16 protein-coding genes are annotated in these 18618 nt (G+C 69.9%); 9 read left to right on the forward strand and 7 right to left on the reverse strand.

The window, feature by feature from the left end:
- Nucleotides 1–69 precede the first annotated feature (69 nt).
- The gene (gene cds1 / locus LO763_RS08685; protein ID WP_230601574.1) at nt 70–1137 is read right to left on the reverse strand and encodes an L-cysteine desulfhydrase Cds1; all 1068 of its coding nucleotides are present in this window, start codon (nt 1135–1137) and stop codon (nt 70–72) included.
- Complete coding sequence (locus LO763_RS08690; RefSeq protein WP_230601575.1) at nt 1137–1610, reverse strand: Lrp/AsnC family transcriptional regulator; 474 nt, start codon at nt 1608–1610, stop codon at nt 1137–1139. The genes cds1 and LO763_RS08690 overlap by 1 nt, the downstream gene beginning before the upstream one ends.
- 227 nt (nt 1611–1837) lie before the next feature.
- Between LO763_RS08690 and LO763_RS08695 the strand changes: the two genes are divergently transcribed.
- From LO763_RS08695 to LO763_RS08705, 3 genes are all read left to right on the forward strand, one after another.
- Nucleotides 1838–2053: a BldC family transcriptional regulator gene (locus LO763_RS08695; RefSeq protein ID WP_035748422.1), complete on the forward strand. Its 216-nt coding sequence runs from the start codon at nt 1838–1840 to the stop codon at nt 2051–2053.
- A 503-nt stretch (nt 2054–2556) separates the two neighbouring features.
- Nucleotides 2557–3993, forward strand: a complete 1437-nt coding sequence (locus LO763_RS08700) for a glycoside hydrolase family 6 protein (RefSeq protein ID WP_304608805.1) — start codon at nt 2557–2559, stop codon at nt 3991–3993.
- A 366-nt stretch (nt 3994–4359) separates the two neighbouring features.
- Nucleotides 4360–6129: a glycoside hydrolase family 6 protein gene (locus LO763_RS08705; protein WP_230601576.1), complete on the forward strand. Its 1770-nt coding sequence runs from the start codon at nt 4360–4362 to the stop codon at nt 6127–6129.
- A gap of 197 nt (nt 6130–6326) precedes the next feature.
- Here the strand turns inward: LO763_RS08705 and LO763_RS08710 are convergent, their stop codons facing one another.
- Both LO763_RS08710 and LO763_RS08715 read right to left on the reverse strand, forming a co-directional pair.
- Nucleotides 6327–6983: a TetR/AcrR family transcriptional regulator gene (locus LO763_RS08710; protein ID WP_230601577.1), complete on the reverse strand. Its 657-nt coding sequence runs from the start codon at nt 6981–6983 to the stop codon at nt 6327–6329.
- 14 nt (nt 6984–6997) lie between these two features.
- Nucleotides 6998–8596 carry an MFS transporter gene (locus LO763_RS08715; RefSeq protein WP_230601578.1) on the reverse strand — a complete coding sequence of 533 codons (1599 nt, stop codon included), beginning with the start codon at nt 8594–8596 and terminating at the stop codon, nt 6998–7000.
- Nucleotides 8597–8991: 395 nt separating this feature from the next.
- Here LO763_RS08715 and LO763_RS08720 point away from each other — a divergent pair, with 395 nt between their 5' ends.
- Both LO763_RS08720 and mqnP read left to right on the forward strand, forming a co-directional pair.
- Entirely contained in the window at nt 8992–10461 is a 1470-nt protein-coding gene (locus LO763_RS08720) for a menaquinone biosynthesis decarboxylase (protein WP_369431943.1), read from the forward strand.
- Nucleotides 10462–10512: 51 nt separating this feature from the next.
- Nucleotides 10513–11397, forward strand: coding sequence for a menaquinone biosynthesis prenyltransferase MqnP (gene mqnP, locus LO763_RS08725; RefSeq protein WP_230601580.1), 885 nt, complete (start codon nt 10513–10515; stop codon nt 11395–11397).
- A 60-nt stretch (nt 11398–11457) separates the two neighbouring features.
- Here mqnP and LO763_RS08730 read toward each other — a convergent pair whose 3' ends face one another.
- Complete coding sequence (locus LO763_RS08730; protein ID WP_230601581.1) at nt 11458–12174, reverse strand: NAD(P)-dependent oxidoreductase; 717 nt, start codon at nt 12172–12174, stop codon at nt 11458–11460.
- Between the two features lie 102 nt (nt 12175–12276).
- Between LO763_RS08730 and LO763_RS08735 the strand changes: the two genes are divergently transcribed.
- Together LO763_RS08735 and LO763_RS08740 are read left to right on the forward strand one after the other, a co-directional pair.
- A complete protein-coding gene (locus LO763_RS08735; protein WP_230601582.1) occupies nt 12277–12942 on the forward strand; it encodes a TetR/AcrR family transcriptional regulator C-terminal domain-containing protein in 666 nt (221 codons plus the stop codon).
- A gap of 159 nt (nt 12943–13101) precedes the next feature.
- A complete protein-coding gene (locus LO763_RS08740; RefSeq protein ID WP_230601583.1) occupies nt 13102–14550 on the forward strand; it encodes an AAA family ATPase in 1449 nt (482 codons plus the stop codon).
- Nucleotides 14551–14632: 82 nt separating this feature from the next.
- Here LO763_RS08740 and LO763_RS08745 read toward each other — a convergent pair whose 3' ends face one another.
- On the reverse strand, nt 14633–15373 hold the full coding sequence (locus tag LO763_RS08745) for a GntR family transcriptional regulator (protein WP_230601584.1): 741 nt from the start codon (nt 15371–15373) through the stop codon (nt 14633–14635).
- 356 nt (nt 15374–15729) lie between these two features.
- On the opposite strand from LO763_RS08745, the gene LO763_RS08750 reads away from it, so the two are divergent.
- Both LO763_RS08750 and LO763_RS08755 read left to right on the forward strand, forming a co-directional pair.
- Entirely contained in the window at nt 15730–16080 is a 351-nt protein-coding gene (locus tag LO763_RS08750; protein ID WP_230601585.1) for a hypothetical protein, read from the forward strand.
- 2 nt (nt 16081–16082) lie between these two features.
- The gene (locus LO763_RS08755) at nt 16083–16400 is read left to right on the forward strand and encodes a hypothetical protein (protein WP_230601586.1); all 318 of its coding nucleotides are present in this window, start codon (nt 16083–16085) and stop codon (nt 16398–16400) included.
- Here the strand turns inward: LO763_RS08755 and LO763_RS08760 are convergent.
- Nucleotides 16339–18330 carry a serine hydrolase domain-containing protein gene (locus LO763_RS08760; protein WP_230601587.1) on the reverse strand — a complete coding sequence of 664 codons (1992 nt, stop codon included), beginning with the start codon at nt 18328–18330 and terminating at the stop codon, nt 16339–16341. The genes LO763_RS08755 and LO763_RS08760 overlap by 62 nt on opposite strands.
- Nucleotides 18331–18618: the final 288 nt, after the last annotated feature.

Raw genomic sequence — 18618 nt, forward strand, 5'->3', positions numbered from 1 at the left:
GGCAAGCGTTTACTAACAAGGGGACGGTACCGATCCGACCGCGGAAAGTCAATACATGTCGATGTCTGGTCAGTCGGGCAGCAGCGGGGCGAGCCGCTCCGCCGCGGCCTCCAGGTCGATGCCCTGCCCGGCGACCCAGTCGTCGTCGAAGTAGGTGGCGCCGTAGCGCGCCCCCGAGTCGCACAGCAGCGTGACGACGCTCCCGCCCTCCCCGCGCCCGCGCATCTCCGCGATGAGCAGGAGGGCCGCGACGAGGTTGGTCCCGGTCGAGCCGCCCAGGCGCCGCCCGAGCCGCTCGGAGGCCCAGCGCAGGCACGCGATCGACTCGGCGTCGTCCACGCGGACCATCCGGTCCACCAGGGACGGGACGAACGAGGGCTCCACCCGGGGCCGCCCGATCCCCTCGATGCGCGAGCCGTCCGCGGTCGCCTCCGGGTCGCCGTCGCGCCAACCGGCGAAGAACGCCGAGTGCTCGGGGTCGACCACGCACAGGTTCGTGGCGTGCCTGCGGTAGCGCACGTAGCGGCCGATGGTCGCCGAGGTGCCGCCGGTGCCCGCGCCGACCACGACCCAGGCCGGGACGGGGTGGCGCTCGAGCCGCATCTGCTCGAACACCGACTCGGCGATGTTGTTGTTGCCGCGCCAGTCCGTGGCCCGCTCGGCGTAGGTGAACTGGTCCATGAAGTGGCCGCCGGTCGCCGCCGCGAGCCGCTCGGCCTCGGCGCAGACGCCGGCCGCGTCGCGCACCAGGTGCGCCTTGCCGCCGTAGCGCTCGATCTCGGCGATCTTCGAACGGCTGGTCGACTCCGGCATGACCGCGGTGAACGGCAGCCCGAGCATCCGCGCGAAGTACGCCTCGCTCACGGCGGTCGAGCCGCTGGAGGCCTCGATGACCGGCGTGCCCTCGTCGATCCAGCCGTTGCAGATCGCGTAGAGGAACAGCGAGCGCGCGAGCCGGTGCTTGAGCGAGCCGGTCGGATGGGTGGACTCGTCCTTCAAGTAGAGGTCCACACTCCACTCCGGCGGCAGGGGGAACGGCAGCAGGTGCGTGTCGGCCGAGCGGTTCGCGTCGGCCTCCACTGTGGTGATGGCCCAGTCGGTCCAGCGCCGGTCCCGGGTGCGGTCGATCGAGTCCATCAGCCCGCTCCGGGTCCGTCGCCGTCCGTGGGGACCTGCTGCGGCCGGTCCTCCCACTTGGTCGACAGGGTGATGGTGGTGCGGGTCTGGGCGACGCCGGGGATGGCGCCCACGCGGTGGATGAGCCTTTCCAGATCGCCCATCTTGGGCACGCGGACCTTGAGCTGGTAGCACTCGACGCCGGCGAGGAAATAGCACGACTCGATCTGCGGAATGGCGCGCAGGCGCTCGCAGATGTCGAGGTGGTCGGCGGAGTTGTCGGGGATGATGCCGATGAGCGCGGTGATGCCGAGGCCTATGGCCTCGGAGTCGATCACCGCCTTGTACCCGGTGATGACGCCGTTCTTCTCGAGCTTGGTGACCCGGTCCTGCACGGAGGGCGCGGTGAGGCCGACCCGGCGCGCCAGCTCGGCGTAGGAGGTACGCCCGTCGGTGCGCAGGAGGTTCACGATGGTCTGGTCGATCTCGTCCACACTGTCGAGGATAACCAGAGTTGCCACTTGCGCCCTGTGCCTACCTCATACCCGGGAACTCCTAGAGCGCCGGAATCGGCTCAGAGCGCCGTTGACATACGCGTGGTACTTTCAGGCAAAACCTACCGACCGAAAGTATGTCCAAGAACTCATGGCAGGTTTGACTGAATAGTGGTGTAATGGGTTTAACGCACGAAGTGAGTCTTCATCACGGGGAGGAAGAAATCATGGAGACCGAGGACCGCCTACTGACACCCGGCGAAGTGGCCTCGCTGTTCCGCGTCGATCCGAAGACCGTGACGCGCTGGGCCGCGGCGGGCCGGATAGGCAGCATTCGCACACCGGGCGGGCATCGCCGGTTCCGCGAATCCGAGGTCCGCGCCCTGCTCGAGGGCGACGCCGGCGCGCAGGCCGCCTTCGAGACCGGGAACGCCCAGCAGTAGGATCCGCGGCCGCGAGGCCGATCCACGATCGGTCCCCCAAGCCGACGCCGCGAACCGCACACCGTCCGGCACAAGCCGGTCCCGCACCGCCCCCGAAGCCGCACACGGCCGGGCAGGACGCACCGGGGACCGGCTTCTTGCGTGTCCGGGGCCGTTCGACCGTGCCGTTCGACCGTGCCGTTCAACCACCGAGTACGCCCGCGCCGCCGATCCAGGGATCGGCGGCGCGGGCTTTCGTCATTCCATTTCGGAGTTGATTTGTTCCTTTTAGGGCAATTGTCCACGCTACGGAGTCGGACCAATACCCTGTGTCGATATCTAAGCCGCCAATCGGAATTTTCTGGATTCTCCGGTCGCGAGACTCTTGACACCACACCCAGGCATAGGCAAACTTCGATGTTATCCGGATTCGTCCGGTACGTCTGGGAGCGCTTCCGCCGTCCAAACCCGGCATCTGCGGAGGGGTCGCCCGGATCGTCAGCCTCACGAGCAAGGGAAGGCACATGACGCTCAACCGAAGCAAGCAGACCACCAGGAGCAGGCGCGGGCGCCTGGGAGCGCTCGCAGCCGCGACGCTCGCGGCCGCCGTCGTCAGCTCCGTCGCGGTGAACACCGCCGGCGCCGAGGAGAGCCCCGACGAGGGGGCCGAGGCCGCGCAGGCGAAGGTCGACAACCCCTACGAGGGCGCGCAGGTCTACGTCAACCCGACCTGGTCGGCCAACGCCGCCGCCGAACCCGGCGGCGAGGCGATCGCCGACCAGCCCACCGGGGTGTGGCTCGACCGCACCAGCGCGATCGAGGGCAACGACTCCCCCACGACCGGTTCGATGGGCCTGCGGGACCACCTCGACGAGGCCGTGGCCCAGGGCGCCGACGTCATCCAGATCGTCATCTACAACCTGCCCGGCCGCGACTGCGCCGCCCTCGCCTCCAACGGCGAGCTCGGCCCGGACGACATCGAGGCGTACAAGAGCGACTACATCGACGAGATCGTGGCGATCCAGGGCGACGCGGCCTACGCCGACCTCCGGATCGTCAACGTGATCGAGATCGACTCGCTGCCGAACCTCATCACCAACGTCTCACCGCGCGAGACCGCGACGGACAACTGCGACGAGATGAAGGCCAACGGCAACTACGAGGACGGCGTCTCGTACGCCGTCGCCGAGCTGGGCGCGCTGCCGAACACGTACAACTACATCGACGCGGGCCACCACGGCTGGATCGGCTGGGGCGACACGAACGAGCAGTACGACAACTTCCACGCCTCGGCCGAGCTGTTCGGCTCCCTCATCGGGCAGAACGGCATGACCGCGGACCACGTCCACGGGTTCATCTCCAACACCGCGAACTACTCGGTGCTCGAGGAGCCGTACTGGGCGGTGGACGAGAACGTCGGCGGGCAGCCGCTGAACCAGAACCCCGAGCTGCCGTGGGTCGACTGGAACGACTTCAACAACGAGAAGGACTTCACCGAGGCCTTCCGCGAGGAGCTCGTCTCCAACGGCTTCAACGACGACATCGGGATGCTCATCGACACCAGCCGCAACGGCTGGGGCGGCGACTACCGCCCGACCGGCCCCTCGTCCTCGGACGACCCGGTGACGTTCGTGGACGAGTCGCGGATCGACCAGCGCTTCCAGAAGGGCAACTGGTGCAACCAGGCCGGCGCCGGCCTCGGTGAGCGCCCGCAGGCCTCGCCGGAGGCCTGGATCGACGCCTACGTGTGGATCAAGCCCCCGGGCGAGTCGGACGGCGCCTCCGAGGAGATCCCGAACGACGAGGGCAAGGGCTTCGACGAGATGTGCGACCCCGACTACGAGGGCAACATCCGCAACGGCAACAACCCGAGCGGCGCCCGCGACGACATGCCGATCTCCGGCCACTGGTCCTCCGAGCAGTTCCAGGAGCTCCTCGAGAACGCCTACCCCCCGCTCTAGGCGGGTAGTGCAAGGGCGGACCGGCACTCCGCCGGCAAGGGACGGCGGGGCCGCGCGGCAGCGCGGCCCCGCTGCCGTGCGCCCGGGGCGCCCGTGCGGCGGGCCGGAAGGGCGAAGAAGTTTTCCTAAGGGACCCGTCCGGTTGTTGCGGGAGCGTTTTCACTGATTCAAGCGCTTGCCGAACGGCCGGTCGCCTTCGAATCAACCGTCCAGATCGTCCTGACGCTGGAAATATCCTGGCGAACCCCTTGACAGTCCATCTATATATCGGAGATTATCAATGCACATCTTGGGAGCGCTTCCCTGGATGGTCACCCGCTCCGGGCCGCTTCGCCGCGGCCCTTCAACCCCGAAGGACATCGAATTATGCAAGTAACTCGAAGGCGAAGGAGACTGGCGCTCACGAGCGTGGCCGTCGGCGCGCTCGCCGCCACCGGGCTGACCTTCGCTTCGGCGAACCAGGCACTCGCCGAAGAAGGTTGCCAGGTCGACTACAACATCGTCAGCACCTGGGGCGGCGGCTTCCAGGCCAACGTCGTCATCAGCGCGGGCGAGGCGATCAACGGCTGGGAGGTCGAGTGGGACTTCCCGTCCGGCACGACCGTCTCCAGCGCGTGGAACGTCGACTGGAACCAGAGCGGCAGCCACTTCACCGGCGGCGACGTCGGCTGGAACAGCTCGATCGCGGCCGGCCAGTCCAGGGAGGTGTTCGGGTTCATCGGATCCGGCTCCTCCACCGCGCCGGGCCAGTTCTCGGTCAACGGCGACGTCTGCGGCGAGGTCACCGAGCCCCCGACGACCGACGACCCGGACGACCCGACCACCGACGACCCGGACGACCCCGGCGACCCGGGTGACAAGGTCGACAACCCGTACACCGGCGCCAACGTCTACGTGAACCCGCAGTGGTCCGCCAACGCCGCGGCCGAGCCGGGCGGCGACGCGATCGCCGACCAGCCCACCGGCGTGTGGCTCGACCGCACCAGCGCGATCTACGGCAACGACTCGCCGACCACGGGCTCGATGGGCCTGGAGGACCACCTCGACCACGCGGTGGCCGAGGGCTACGACGTCATCCAGGTCGTCATCTACAACCTGCCGGGCCGCGACTGCGCCGCCCTCGCCTCCAACGGCGAGCTGGGCGCCGACGAGATCGACGCGTACAAGAACGACTACATCGACCCGATCGTCGAGATCCAGGGCCAGTCGAAGTACGCCGACCTCAAGATCGTGAACGTCATCGAGATCGACTCGCTGCCGAACCTGGTCACCAACGTCTCGCCGCGCGAGACCGCGACGGACAACTGCGACGAGATGAAGGCCAACGGCAACTACGTCGACGGCGTCTCCTACGCGGTCGCCGAGCTGGGCGGCCTGTCCAACACGTACAACTACATCGACGCGGGCCACCACGGCTGGATCGGCTGGGCGGACACCAACGCCCAGTACGACAACTTCAACGCGTCCGCGGCCCTGTTCGGCTCGCTCATCGGTGAGAACGGCATGACCGCCGACGACGTGCACGGCTTCATCTCGAACACCGCGAACTACTCGGCGCTGGAGGAGCCCTACTGGGAGGTCGACCAGAACGTCGGCGGCCAGGCGCTCAACCAGAACGCGAACCTGCCGTGGGTCGACTGGAACGACTTCAACAACGAGAAGGACTTCACCGAGGCCATGCGCGAGGAGCTCATCGCGAACGGCTTCAACGACGACATCGGCATGCTGATCGACACCAGCCGCAACGGCTGGGGCGGCGACTACCGGCCCACCGGGACGTCGACCTCCTCGGACCCGGTGACGTTCGTCGACGAGTCGCGGATCGACCAGCGCTTCCAGAAGGGCAACTGGTGCAACCAGGCCGGCGCCGGCCTCGGTGAGCGGCCGCAGGCCGACCCCGAAGCCTGGATCGACGCCTACGTGTGGATCAAGCCCCCGGGCGAGTCGGACGGCTCCTCGGAGCTGATCGACAACGACGAGGGCAAGGGCTTCGACGAGATGTGCGACCCCGACTACGGCGGCAACATCCGCAACGGCAACAACCCCTCGGGTGCTCGGGACGACATGCCGATCTCCGGCCACTGGTCCTCCGAGCAGTTCCAGGAGCTCCTCGAGAACGCCTACCCCCCGCTCTAGGCGGGTACGGCGCGAAGTGAGTTCAGCGGGCCCGGCGATCCGGGAGGCGGATCGCCGGGCCCCACAGACCTGATCCTCGGTTCCTTCCGGTGACCGGGCCCCGCGGGACGGCGGGGCCCGGTCTTTAACCGACGATGGTCAAGACGCCGAGGGCCCCGGCCGGTCAGCTGACCGGCCGGGGCCCTTCGGTGCGCCCGTCAGGCGGCCCTGGCGTCGCAGAGCGGGCCGCCGATGCCGCGCAGCAGGTTGTCGACGATCTGCTCGGCGGTGCCGGACCGGTTCAGCTCGCCGTACTGCCCGTAGACGAAGATCGTCAGGAGCGGGCTGATGAACATGGCGACGGCCAGGTCGAGGTCGACGCCCTCGGCGAGTTCGCCGCGCTCGGCCCAGTAGGCGAAGGTGTCCCGGACGAAGAGGCGCCGGTGCTCGACCATGCGGTCGTGGTGGCGCTTGTACTCGGGTTCCTTCACCGCGGTCATCATGCACTTGAAGACCTTGCGGTCCCTGGCGCCGAACCGCTTGCGCATGTTGTCGGCGATGTGGAGCAGGTCGCCGCGCAGCGAGGCGCGCGGCATGGCGGCCGGGATCGGGGCCTTGAGCCGCTCGACGGCGGTGACGATGAGCTCCTCTTTCGAGGACCAGCGCCGGTAGATCGTGGCCTTCGAGACGCCCGAGCGCTCGGCGACGGCCTCGACGCTGACCTCGGCGATGGTCCCGTGCTCGGCGATGAGGTCCAGGACGGCCTCGATGATCGACTGGCTCACCGCTTCGCTGCGGGGCCGGCCCTTGGCGGGGGCCGGCCCGGCGGACTCGTCGGGGCCGGTCGTCGTCACTTCGCTGAGCTCGGGAGGCATGGCTCGATTGTCCCTCAGACCTCGGCGAGGGCGGGCTCGGGAACGCGGTCCGCCGGCGTCTGCTCGGTCTCACCGCGCCGGCGGCCCGGGAAGAACGCGGCGATCACGATCAGGCCCACCACGCCCACGGCGATCGCGGCGAACGCGGTGGTGTGGAGCGAGGTGATGAACGAGGCGTCGGCGGCCTGGGTGACCGGGCCGACCGCCTCGGGCGGGAGCAGCCCCGACTCGAGCGCGCCGTAGGTGGAGGCGTAGGACTCGCGGGCCGCGTCCGGCAGCTGCGGGGCGGCCTCGGCGACCTCGGAGCGGTAGGACTGGGCCATGACCGTGCCGAGCACGGCGACGCCGAGCGCGCCGCCGACCTGGCGCAGGGTGTTGGCGAGCGCCGAGCCGACGCCGGCCTGCTCCCTGGGGACCGAGGCCATCAGCGTGTTCATGGCGGGCGGCATGAGGTTGGCCATGCCGGCGCCGGTGATGGCGAACAGGACGATGACGACCCACACCGGGGTGTCGGCCTCGAAGACCGTGGCGGTCACGACGAAGTTGGTGATCACCAGGAGCATCGCGACGACGCCGACGGCCTTGGCGCCGAAGCGGTTCACCAGCGAGTTCGACATCGGCGCGAAGACGAGCATGGCGGCGCCGAACGGCAGGAACAGCAGACCGGTCTCCAGCGGCGAGTAGCCCTTGAGCAGCTGGAGGTAGAAGGTCATGAAGAACATCAGGCCCATCATCCCGAAGAAGGTGAGGACGATGATGGCCGAGGAGGCCGAGAAGCGGGTGTTCTTGAACAGCTTCATGTCGAGGGAGGCGTGCGGGATGCGCCGCTCCCACAGGACGAAGGCGACCAGGACGGCCACGCCGAGGGCGATGGTGCCCCAGACCTCGACGCCGGCCCAGGATCCGGCGTCCCCGGCCTCGATGATGCCGTAGGTGAGGCTGACGAGGCCGACCATGGACAGGGCCATGCCGAGGAAGTCGGCCTTGGTCTTCCCGCCCGTGGACTCGGGGGCGAGGACGGCGATGGCGATGAGGCCGAAGACGACGATCGGGACGTTGATGAGGAAGACCGAGCCCCACCAGAAGCGCTCCAGAAGGGCGCCGCCGACGATGGGGCCGATGGCGCCGCCGATGCCGACCGCGCCGGTCCAGATGCCGAGGGCCTTGGGGAACTCCTTGGCGGAGAAGACGTTGCGCAGCAGCGACAGCGTCGAGGGCATCATGATCGCCGCGCCGGCGCCCATGAGGGCCCGGTACCAGATGAGCTGGTCGGGGGTGGTGGCGTAGGCCGAGAGCAGGGAGGCGACGCCGAAGACGACGAGGCCGGCCAGGAGCATCCGCTTGCGGCCCAGGCGGTCGCCGATGACGCCGGAGGCGAAGAGGAGGCCCGCGAAGACGAGCGTGTAGGAGTTGATCATCCAGGCGAGGTCGCTCTGGCTGGCGCCGACGCCCTCCTCGGGGTCGGCGAGGGTCTTCATGGCGACGTTGAGGACGGTGTTGTCGAGGACGACGACGATGAGGCTGATGACCAGGACGCCGAGGATGGCCCACCGGCGGGGGTGGCCTCGGTCTTCCGGCGCCTCGGGGGCGGGGACGGAACGGGTTTCGCTCACAGTGCGTTTCCAATGCTGTTCTGGTGCGCGGCGGACGGACCTCCCGTCCGCGCGGATGCCCGGCGCCGCGGCCTGCGGCGCGCTGCGGCGTCGCAGGCCGGGGCCGTGCCCGGTGGTGTTCCCCGCCGCGGCGCCGACCGCGGCGGTGTCGTGGTGATGACGCGCGGCGGGCGGCGGAAGTGACGCGGGCCCGGGGCGCGATGCTCGGGGAAGCGGTGGGCTTCAGCGAGCGTTGTGGTGTTGGGGATCAGCCTATGCCATTCCGAAACGATACGGTACCGTATCGTAATGCGGGTCACAGGAAATCGTACCGCCGGGCACCGACACTCCGCCCGGGCAGGACCGCGTTCACTCCCCGTCAGGGGCCGGGGCCGGTCCGCACCCCGGGTGATTGAATGGGTCGCGTGGCACCCAAGTTCCCCTACGACGACCTCCAGTCGTTCCTGGCCGCCCTCGAGGCCGACGGCGACCTCAAGCGGATCTCGGCCGAGGTCGACCCGCACCTGGAGATCTCCGAGATCACGCAGCGGGTGATCCGCGAGGGCGGACCCGCGCTGCTGTTCGAGAACCCCTCCGGAAGCGGCATCCCCGTCGCCATCAACCTCTTCGGCACCGAGGCGCGCACGGCCAAGGCCCTCGGCGTCGCGAGCCTGAACGAGATCGGCGACCGCATCGGCGAGCTCGCCAAACCCGAGCTGCCCGTCGGCTGGGCCGGCATCCGCGACGGGCTCGGCAAGCTCATGCAGCTGAAGTCCGTGCCGCCCAAGAAGCTCCGCAAGGCCCCGTGCCAGGAGGTGGTCTTCACCGGCGACGACGTGGACCTCGACATGCTGCCGGGCCTCCAGGTCTGGCCCGGGGACGGCGGCATCTTCCACAACTTCGGGCTCACGCACACCAAGCACCCCGAGACCGGCAAGCGCAACGTCGGGCTCTACCGGCTCCAGCAGCACGATGAGCGCTCGATCGGCCTGCACTGGCAGATCCACAAGAACTCCACCGGCCACTACGCCGAGGCCGAGCGGCGCGGCGAGCGGCTGCCGGTCGCGGTCGCCATCGGACCCGACCCGGTGATGGCCTACGCGGCGACCGCGCCCCTGCCGCCGGACATCGACGAATACCTGTTCGCGGGGTTCCTGCGCGGCGAGCGCGTCGAGATGGTCGACTGCCTGACCGTGCCGCTCCAGGTGCCCGCGAGCTCGCAGATCGTGCTCGAGGGCTGGGCCGAGCCGGGCGAGCGCCTGCCCGAGGGCCCGTTCGGCGACCACACCGGGTTCTACACGCCGGTGGAGCCGTTCCCGGTGATGCGGGTCGAGGCGATGACCATGCGCCGCGACCCGGTCTACCACACCATCATCACCTCGGCGCCGCCCCAGGAGGACCACGGCCTGGGCAAGGCCACCGAGCGGACGTTCCTGCCCCTCGTCAAGATCATGATCCCCGAGATCGTCGACTACGACATGCCCGCGGCGGGGGTCTTCCACAACTGCGTCATCGTCTCGATCGACAAGAAGTTCCCGAAGCAGGCGCAGAAGGTCATGAGCGCCATCTGGGGCCTCCAGATGATGAGCCTGACGAAGCTCATCGTGGTGGTCGACGCCGACTGCGACGTGCACGACTACCGCGAGGTGGCCTGGCGCGCGCTGGGCAATGTGGACTACTCGCGGGACCTGCTGCTGACCGAGGGCCCGGTGGACCACCTCGACCACGCCTCGTACCACCAGTTCTGGGGCGGCAAGGCCGGCATCGACGCGACCGCGAAGTGGCCCGAGGAGGGGTACACGCGCGGATGGCCCGAGATGATGCGCATGAGCGCCTCGGTGAAGGCCATGGTGGACAAGCGGTGGAAGGAGTACGGGTTCGGCTGAGACGCCGCCCGCCCGCCTTCCCCGCCCCCTTCCCGAACCGGAGTGAACACCGTGCCGACACTCGCCCAGCGCCCGAACCACGTCAAGGACTTCCTGAAGCTCGTCGCCTTCGAGCACTCGGTGTTCGCGCTGCCCTTCGCGTACCTGTCCACGCTCACGGTGATGCACCTCGAGGACGCCTTCAGCTGGCGGGTGCTGGCCCTGGTCACGATCGCGATGGTCGCCGCGCGGACGCTCGCCATGGCGGCGAACCGGATCATCGACCGCAAGATCGACGCGAAGAACCCGCGCACGGCCCGGCGCGAGCTGGTGACCGGCGCGGTCTCCCTCAGGACGGCCTACGTCGGCTGCGCGGTGAGCCTCGCGGCCCTGCTCGCCTCCGCCGCGCTGCTCAACCCGCTCTGCCTGGCGCTCAGCCCGCTCGCGGTGGCGCCGCTGATCGTCTACCCGTACGCCAAGCGCTTCACGGACTACCCGCACGCGATCCTGGGCCTGGCCCAGATGGTCGCCCCGGTGGGCGCCTGGCTCGCGGTGACGGGCACGTTCGAGGGCTCGGGCCCGGCGATCGTCCTCGGAGCCGCCGTGGGCCTGTGGATCGGCGGGTTCGACCTCATCTACGCCTGCCAGGACACGGCGGTCGACCGCGAGATCGGCGTCCGCTCGACCCCGGCCCGGTGGGGCGTGCGGGTCGCCCTGCACGCCTCCACCGTCACGCACGTCGTCGCGTGGGCGGCGTTCGCGTGGTTCGGCGCGATGACCGGCTACGGCCGGGTGTACTGGATCGGCCTCGGCGTGGTCGCCGTGGCGCTGGTCTACGAGCACGCGGTGGTCAAGCCGCACGACCTGTCGAAGGTGAACCGGGCCTTTTTCACCGCGAACGGCTTCGTCGCCGTGGCGCTGTTCGCGTTCGCCCTCGCGGACCTGCTGCTGCGCTGAGGCCTCCGGCGGCCGCCTCGACGGATGCGAGCGCCGGTGCCCGTTCGGGGTCCTCAGTGCTTATTCGCGCTCGCCCGCATGGGCGAGCGCCGACGGGGTGCGGCAGCCGACGATGGCGGGCGCCTCGTGCACGAGGGCGTCGTTCTCGGCGGCCTCGACCATGAAGCGCGCGAAGTCGGTGCGGCGGGTCATGTTGCTCGCCAGGACCGGGTCGCCCACGTGGCGGCTCCACACCGGCAGTCCTTCGGCGGGGCCCTCCTCGAGGTCGGAGCCGCGCACCAGGGTCCACCGGGTGTCGCTGGCGAAGATCAGGTCGGCGGCGCGGTACTGGTCGTCCATGTCGAGCAGGCGCGTGAACCGCAGGAGCCTCGCGAAGGCGACCGCCGCCTTGATCTTCCGCGGGTACCGGTCCTGCCCGTCGCGGCTGATGTGCCAGCCGCAGGAGAAGACGAGGCGGGCGCCGGGCTCGGCGGAGTCCATGACCGCCCGGGCCGTGCCCGAGGAGTAGTCGCGGACGCCCCAGGGCACGAGGACGGCGAGGACGGCGGCGCAGCCCTCGACGGCCCGGGCGACGGCCTCGCGGTCGTTCGTGTCGGCGCCGATCACGGTGATGCGGCCGGCGAAGTCGTCGAGCTTGGGGACGCTCTGCTCGCGGCAGACGCCCACGACCTCGTAGCCGCGGTCCAGGGCGTGCCGGACCATGTGGCGGCCGAGCTTGCCGGACGCGCCGACGATGCAGATCCGCTTGCCGACGCCGGCCTGCGGGATGGGTTCCATGACGTGCTCCTCGTTCGAAGGGTACTTGCTCCTTTACACTGTACAGGAAAACTGTACGGTGTAAAGTACGGTGATGACCGAGCCGATGGACAGGACCCGCACGTGACCGCCGAGCCGACCCGCCGCGGCACCCTCAACAGGGAGAAGGTCCTGCGCGAGGCGGTGGCGATGGCCGACGAGGCGCGGGGGGCGGTGCCGAGCACCAGGAAGCTGGCCGAGCGGCTCGGCGTGCGGGCCATGGCGCTGTACCACCACTTCCGCAACAAGGACGAGCTCCTCGACGGGATGGTCGACGCCGTCTTCGCCGAGGTGGCGCTGCCGGAGGACGGGGTCGACTGGCGGGAGGCGATGCGGCGGCGGGCCGCCTCGACGCGGGACGCGCTCGTGCGGCATCCGTGGGCGATCGGCCTGATGGACTCGCGGCCGAACGCCGGGGAGGCGACGCTGCGCCACCACGACGCGGTGATCGGGTGCCTGCGCGGGGGCGGGTTCACGATCGCCGGTGCGGCGCACGCGTTCTCGGTGCTCGACAGCTACATCTACGGGTTCGTGATCCAGGAGCTGGCGCTGCCGTTCGACTCCCCCGGCGGACTCGAGGCGGTCGGCGAGGGCCTCATGGAGCGGATGGCCGGGGGCGCGTACCCGCACCTGACCGAACTGGCGGTCGAGCACGCCCTCAAGCCCGGCTACGCCTACGCCGACGAGTTCGCGATCGGCCTGGACCTCGTCATCGACGGCCTCGAACGCCGCCGCGAGGAGTGGCGCTGACCGGGGCCGCATTCGCAGGCGGGACTGCTCAGACCCGTGGGCGCGCCAGGGCGGCGGCGCTCGCCGAAGGCATCGGCGCACCTGGGGTCGATTTCATGTAACTACGGTTCATGCAAGTACACTTACATGAACCGTAGTTACATGAAATGGAGGCAGGACGTGGACAAACCGCCGGCGCTGTTCGACCGCGATCGGGAATGGCGGGCCCTCGACCGGTTCGTCAACGGCGGAGCGCCCGGACTGACGCTCGGGATCGTCAGCGGACGCCGACGCCAAGGCAAGACCTTCCTCCTCCAGGCACTGGCCAGGGCCACCGGCGCCTTCTACTTCGCCGCGGAGGAGGCGACCGAGCGCGAATCGCTCGCCCAGTTCGGCAAGGCCCTGGCGCACTACCTCCGGACCCCGGGCACGTTCGACTTCTCCTCCTGGAAAGAGGCCTTCGACCAGGTCTTCGAGCACTGCGGCGGGCGTCTCGTCATCATCGACGAGTTCCCCTACCTGCTCAACGCCTCGCCGTCGCTGCCGTCGGTGATCCAGCACCAGGTCGACTCCCGGGAGCAGCCGTGGAGCGAGGGCGGCCCCACGCGGCTCATCCTCTGCGGTTCGGCGATGTCGGTCATGGGGGGGCTGCTCAGCGGCAACGCGCCGCTGCGCGGTCGGGCGTCCCTGGAGTTGATCGTCCGGCCCTTCGACTTCAAGACCGCCGCGCGCTTCTGGGAAGCGGACAGTCCGCGCCTGGCCGCGCTCCTGCACGCGATCACCGGCGGCACCCCCGCTTACCGCACCCGATACGTCGACCACCGGGCACCGGCCTCGCTCGAGGACTTCGACAGATGGGTGGTCGAGCGGGTGCTCGACAACCAGTCGCCGCTCTACCGCGAGGCTCGCCACCTGATCGCCAGCGAGGGAGGCATCCGGGACGCCTCGCTCTACCACGCGGTGCTCGGAGCGATCGCGGCCGGACGCCATACGCGCAGCGGCATCGCGGAGCACTGCGGCCGCCAGGCGTCGGACCTCACCCATGCGCTGTCGGTGCTGGAGGACTGCGACCTGATCCGCGTCGACCCCGACGCCTTCAAGGCCAACCGGCACCTGTTCCGCATCAACGAACCGCTGATCGTCTTCTACGAGGCGATCATGCGCCCCGCCTGGTCCCGGCTCGAACTCGGCCAGGCCGACGCCGTATGGCGCGAAAGCGCCTCGAAATTCACCAGCCAGGTCATGGGCCCGCATTTCGAGCAACTCTGCCGCACGTACACGATGGCGGGCGACCGGTTCGGGGGCTTCCCCTCCGAGGTGTCCTCAGGGGTCATCACGGACAAGACCGCCCGGTCCCCCATCGAGGTCGACGTCGTCGCGACGAGCGCGCTCGAGGCGAACCGGCCGAAGCGGGTGCTCTGCCTCGGCGAGGTGAAGTGGGGCACGCGCATGGACATGCACCACCTGGCCCGGCTCGCCCGGGTCAGGGACCTGCTGGCGAAGAAGCAGGACACGGCCGACACCGCGCTGGCGTGCTTCAGCGCCGCCGGCTTCAGCGACGACCTGGCGGCGGCCGCTTCGGGCGACCCGCGCATCCACCTGATCGAACTGGACGACCTCTACCGCTGAGCACTCCGGCTCTCGCCCGATCTGGAAAGGACCGGTCGAAGACGGTCTCCCCCGCAGACGACCGAGTCGTCGCGAGCGGGTCTCAGATCTCGGTGCGGTACTCGAGTTCGTAGGCGCTGCTGTCGAGGATCATCTCGGTGACCTCGACGCAACGGTCCTCGGCGTCGAAGGCGGTGCGGGTGATCGCGACGACCGGGGTGCCGCCGGGGAGTTCGAGTGCGGTCGATTCGGCGGGAAGCGGCATCCGCGCCCGCAGCCGCTCGACGAAGCGGACCGGCGCGTGCCCGATCTCGGCGAGCCGGGCGTAAACACCGCCGGGCCCGGTGTCGGTGTAGACGATGCGGGTTCCGTGCGCGAGTTCGCGCGGGTAGTACGAGTCCGCGAGCTGGAAAGGTCGTTCTTTCGAAATGAACCGGCGTGAGCGATGGACAACCGGTTCGCCGACTTCGACGCCGAATACCGAGGCGACGGCCTGGGTTGCGGCGGCTTCGCCGATCGTGACTTCGACGACGGATTGCGGCGACTTGTTGCTGTCGGCATCTTGAATCGCCTGACCGGTCTGCCAAACCGCCAAGCGGCCTGGAAACGACCGCTGAATCGGTTCGAAGGTGCGCACATAACTTGCAGACCTGGGCTTGGTGAGGACCAGCCCGGCGTTGCGGAGTTCAGCGATCACGCGAGACGCGGTCCCGCGATCGATGCCGAATTCATCAGCGATTGCGGTGGCGCTAGGCATTCGATCCCCTGGCGCGTAAGTCCCGTCCAGGATTCGTTCGCGCAGCGTCTCGGTCGCGAATCCCGCTGAGCCTGGCTTGCGGGTCATGCTGATGTTCCCTCCCTGGCCGGGTGCGGAACTCAGCCTACCCATCCAGCTCTCGGCGATTTGCGGGAGAAGCCGCCCTATTCTGAAGGTTCAGGCATTGTCTGAAGCCATCAGATATGTTTTACTGAACAAGGCCTGATTCGGGATCGCTCGACAATGCGGTGCTGACTCGCAGGCCGCCGGGTTCGGTGGGGATTCGGTGGCATTGCCGCACGGCGATCCCTGCCCGCCCCGCATCTGCGGGTTCGGGGCGGGCAGCCTTCCAACTTCATACGGCCGCGCAATGACTGCGGCCCGCCGAGAAAGCTTGGAACCTAGACCGGCGGGCCGCGTACTCCACGAGAAACGGAGTTCCCATGGCACTTCTGACCCTACCTCGTGACTTGGTCCCAAGCTGGGCCAAGATCGACCTGCAACTGCATCGACCCGTCCGCGCCTGGTTCGGCTTCGGGCGCCTGCGCTGCGACTGGTGCGGCGAGCGCTGGGGCCGCCACGGCTGCCCCATGCGCGAATCCGCGGCCCGGCTGTTCGTCTACACCGCCAGCCCCGCACAGCGGCAAGCCGCACTCGACTCCGGAGACCTCGCCGAAACCGACCTCCGACTCCGACGCTCCCGACCGGCCGGACACCGCCGCAAGCCCAGGCCTTACCGGGAGCACGGCACACCCGGGCACTGCCCGGCCCCCGCGTTCGCCCAAGCGGGGTGACCATGGTCGATCACGCTGCGGCCGACCGCTCGGTCATGATCCGGCGCGGCGGGCACTGCTTCCGCTTCATCCCCGACCTCGACGCCGCCGAAGTGCGCATCACGCTGCTCTACAGCGCCCGAACCGCGCCACTCGGCCTCGTCAAGTCGCTTCGCGACGCACCCGCGATCGAACTGGAGGAGGGCTGCCCCGCCGAGCTGCGCGCGGATGCGCTGCGGATCGCGAGAACCGTGTTCTTCCGCGCCGATTACCAGCAGTTCAGCTTCGACCAGGCCATCGCCGGCATTCGAGCGCGCGCGAATCGGACCGGACCCGCATGAGGCCCGGCGGCCTGCGGGCCGCCGGGCCCCGCCATAAGAACGCGGCGAGGTTCAGGGCGATGAGCACCGCGGAGAACGCCGCTCCCCCGGCGACCACGAGGCCCTGGCCTACCGCGGCCTTCGGGCTCCACTGGCGCTTGAGGCCGGCGATGGCGTAGACGACCGCGGTGACGACGGTGAGCCCCACCGCGGCGACCGAGAGCCCGAGTGCCGCGGTGAGCACGCCCGAACCGGTCACGACCTGCTGCGTCAACAGGTTCGCGTCCGCCACGGCCGCCATGAGGAGCGCCAGGACGGCGAGCGCGACGCCGCCCAGGAGCCACGAGGACCAGGCGTTCACGATGCGCCAGGCGGGCCGGCGGGGCCGGCCGCGGATCAGCCGGACCGCGGCCGTCAGCGTCAGCGCCAGGAACCCGGCGGCGAGCACCAGGGCGCCGAAGGCGAGGCCCGCGAGGTGGAGTCCGGCGCCGTCGTACCAGGGCACGGGCTCGTAGGCGACCGTCGGGTCCGCACTGCTGAGCAGGACGCCGTCGGCGGTGAAGGCGATCGTGGCCCCACCGTCGCGCTCCTGGAAGCGGCCGTCGCCGACGGGAACCCACTGCTGTTCGCGCACTTCGGGATCGAGGGAGAGACCGGTGGTGGTCAGCCCGCCGTCGACCGCCTCCACGGTGACGGGGGCGAAGACGCGGGTGATCTCGGTGAAGTCCGACCGCGTGGTGCGGGTGCTGACGTACTCGCCGGCGTACCGGTCGAGGTCCCCCGCCCCGCCCGGTTCGAGGGCCGCGGCGCCGGGGAGGGCGCCGAGCGCGTCGAGCACGTCGCGCGCCAGCTCCTGCGCCGCGTGGATGGTCGCACCGGCGGAGGCGCCGTCGCCGTTGAACACGACGTGGAAGGCGACGCCCTGCGCCGGCGCCACGACGAGCGCGTTGTGGAAGCCGGAGACGTCGCCGCCCTTGAACCAGACGCCGCCGCCGGGCCCGGCGAACTCCTGGAAGCTGAAGCCCATCCCGGGCATGTCCTCGTCGATGCCGAACTGGCGTGTGGTCATCTGCTCGGCGACGCCCTCGCCGAGGGCGGGGTCGCCGTCGAGGAGCGCGGTCATGAAACGGCCCATGTCCTCGGCGGTGGTGAGGCCGCCGGGCCCGGCGGGCGTGCCCGGGGAGAGGCGGCCCTCGGTCGGGACCTGGCCGTCGGCGTACCGGTAGCCCTCGGCGGCCCCGACGCCCGTGGCCGGCTCCTCGCGCACGACGCGGGTGCCGTCCATGCCCAAGGGCGCGAAGACGTGCTCGGCGACGTAGTCCGCGTACGGCTGCCCGGAGGCCGCTTCGATGAGGACGCCGGCCAGGACCATGTCGTAGTTGTTGTAGGTGACGAGGGTGCCGGGTTCGCGGAGGCGCTCGGGCAGCTGCTCGGCGGCGAAGTCGGCGAGGGAGGGCATCTCGCCGGCGTCCCAGGCCGCCCACCCGCTGATGCGGTCCTCGAACCCGGAGGTGTGGGTGAGCAGGTGCCGCAGGGTGATCGGCTCACCGGGGTAGGTGTCGGGGACCGCGAAGCCGGTGAGGCGGTCGTTGACGTCGGCGTCGAGGTCGAGGGCGCCTTCCTCGACGAGCTGGAGGGCGGCGGCGGTCGTGAAGAGCTTGGCGATCGAGCCGGTGTGGAAGGCGGTGCCGGTCGCGAAGGGGACGCCGTCCTCGACGCCATCCTCGATAACGGCGTCGCCGTAGGCGCGGGCGTCGACCGTCTCGCCGTCCGCGATGAGCGTCGCGGCGGCGCCGGGGATCCGCTGCTCGTCGAGGATCTCGGCGATGCGGGTGTCGATGAGGTCGGCGACCGCGGCGGGGCCGGGCTCGTCTTGGGCTTGGGCCGGTGCGGCGCCGAGCACGGCGCCGAGGGCCAGGGCCGGCACCAGGAGGAATGCGGGCTTGTTCATGTGTTGAACGGTATTGGGACGCAGGGTTTCTCCCAATGGGGAAGCCTGGCGGACGCATGGTGGGGCCAGCCTCACCCCGCGGCCCGGACGGTCCTTTCGTGGCGGGGCGCGACCGGGTCCGTCGTGGTCCGGACGGTCCTTTTGCGCCGGTCGCGGATCTGGGGCTCGAGCAGGCGCCGCGACGCGGCCCGCGGCCGCCGTCAACCCCCGCCCCGCAAGGAGGGACGCAGCTGGGCCGACGTGCGCGGCCCGCGGCCCCGGCAGCCCCCGCGGCGGTGTCCGGCCGGG

Source organism: Glycomyces amatae (assembly GCF_020991375.1).
Taxonomy (GTDB): Bacteria; Actinomycetota; Actinomycetes; order Mycobacteriales; family Micromonosporaceae; genus Glycomyces; species Glycomyces amatae.

Bases quoted from the DNA above. Each gene is read 5' to 3' on its own strand.
- LO763_RS08730 (WP_230601581.1), bottom strand. From the start codon at position 12,174: ATGGAACCCATCCCGCAGGCCGGCGTCGGCAAGCGGATCTGCATCGTC.
- LO763_RS08710 (WP_230601577.1), bottom strand. From the start codon at position 6,983: ATGCCTCCCGAGCTCAGCGAAGTGACGACGACCGGCCCCGACGAGTCC.
- LO763_RS08750 (WP_230601585.1), top strand. From the start codon at position 15,730: ATGGCACTTCTGACCCTACCTCGTGACTTGGTCCCAAGCTGGGCCAAG.
- cds1 (WP_230601574.1), bottom strand. From the start codon at position 1,137: ATGGACTCGATCGACCGCACCCGGGACCGGCGCTGGACCGACTGGGCC.
- LO763_RS08720 (WP_369431943.1), top strand. From the start codon at position 8,992: ATGGGTCGCGTGGCACCCAAGTTCCCCTACGACGACCTCCAGTCGTTC.
- LO763_RS08745 (WP_230601584.1), bottom strand. From the start codon at position 15,373: ATGACCCGCAAGCCAGGCTCAGCGGGATTCGCGACCGAGACGCTGCGC.
- LO763_RS08705 (WP_230601576.1), top strand. From the start codon at position 4,360: ATGCAAGTAACTCGAAGGCGAAGGAGACTGGCGCTCACGAGCGTGGCC.
- LO763_RS08695 (WP_035748422.1), top strand. From the start codon at position 1,838: ATGGAGACCGAGGACCGCCTACTGACACCCGGCGAAGTGGCCTCGCTG.
- LO763_RS08755 (WP_230601586.1), top strand. From the start codon at position 16,083: ATGGTCGATCACGCTGCGGCCGACCGCTCGGTCATGATCCGGCGCGGC.
- LO763_RS08700 (WP_304608805.1), top strand. From the start codon at position 2,557: ATGACGCTCAACCGAAGCAAGCAGACCACCAGGAGCAGGCGCGGGCGC.
- LO763_RS08760 (WP_230601587.1), bottom strand. From the start codon at position 18,330: ATGAACAAGCCCGCATTCCTCCTGGTGCCGGCCCTGGCCCTCGGCGCC.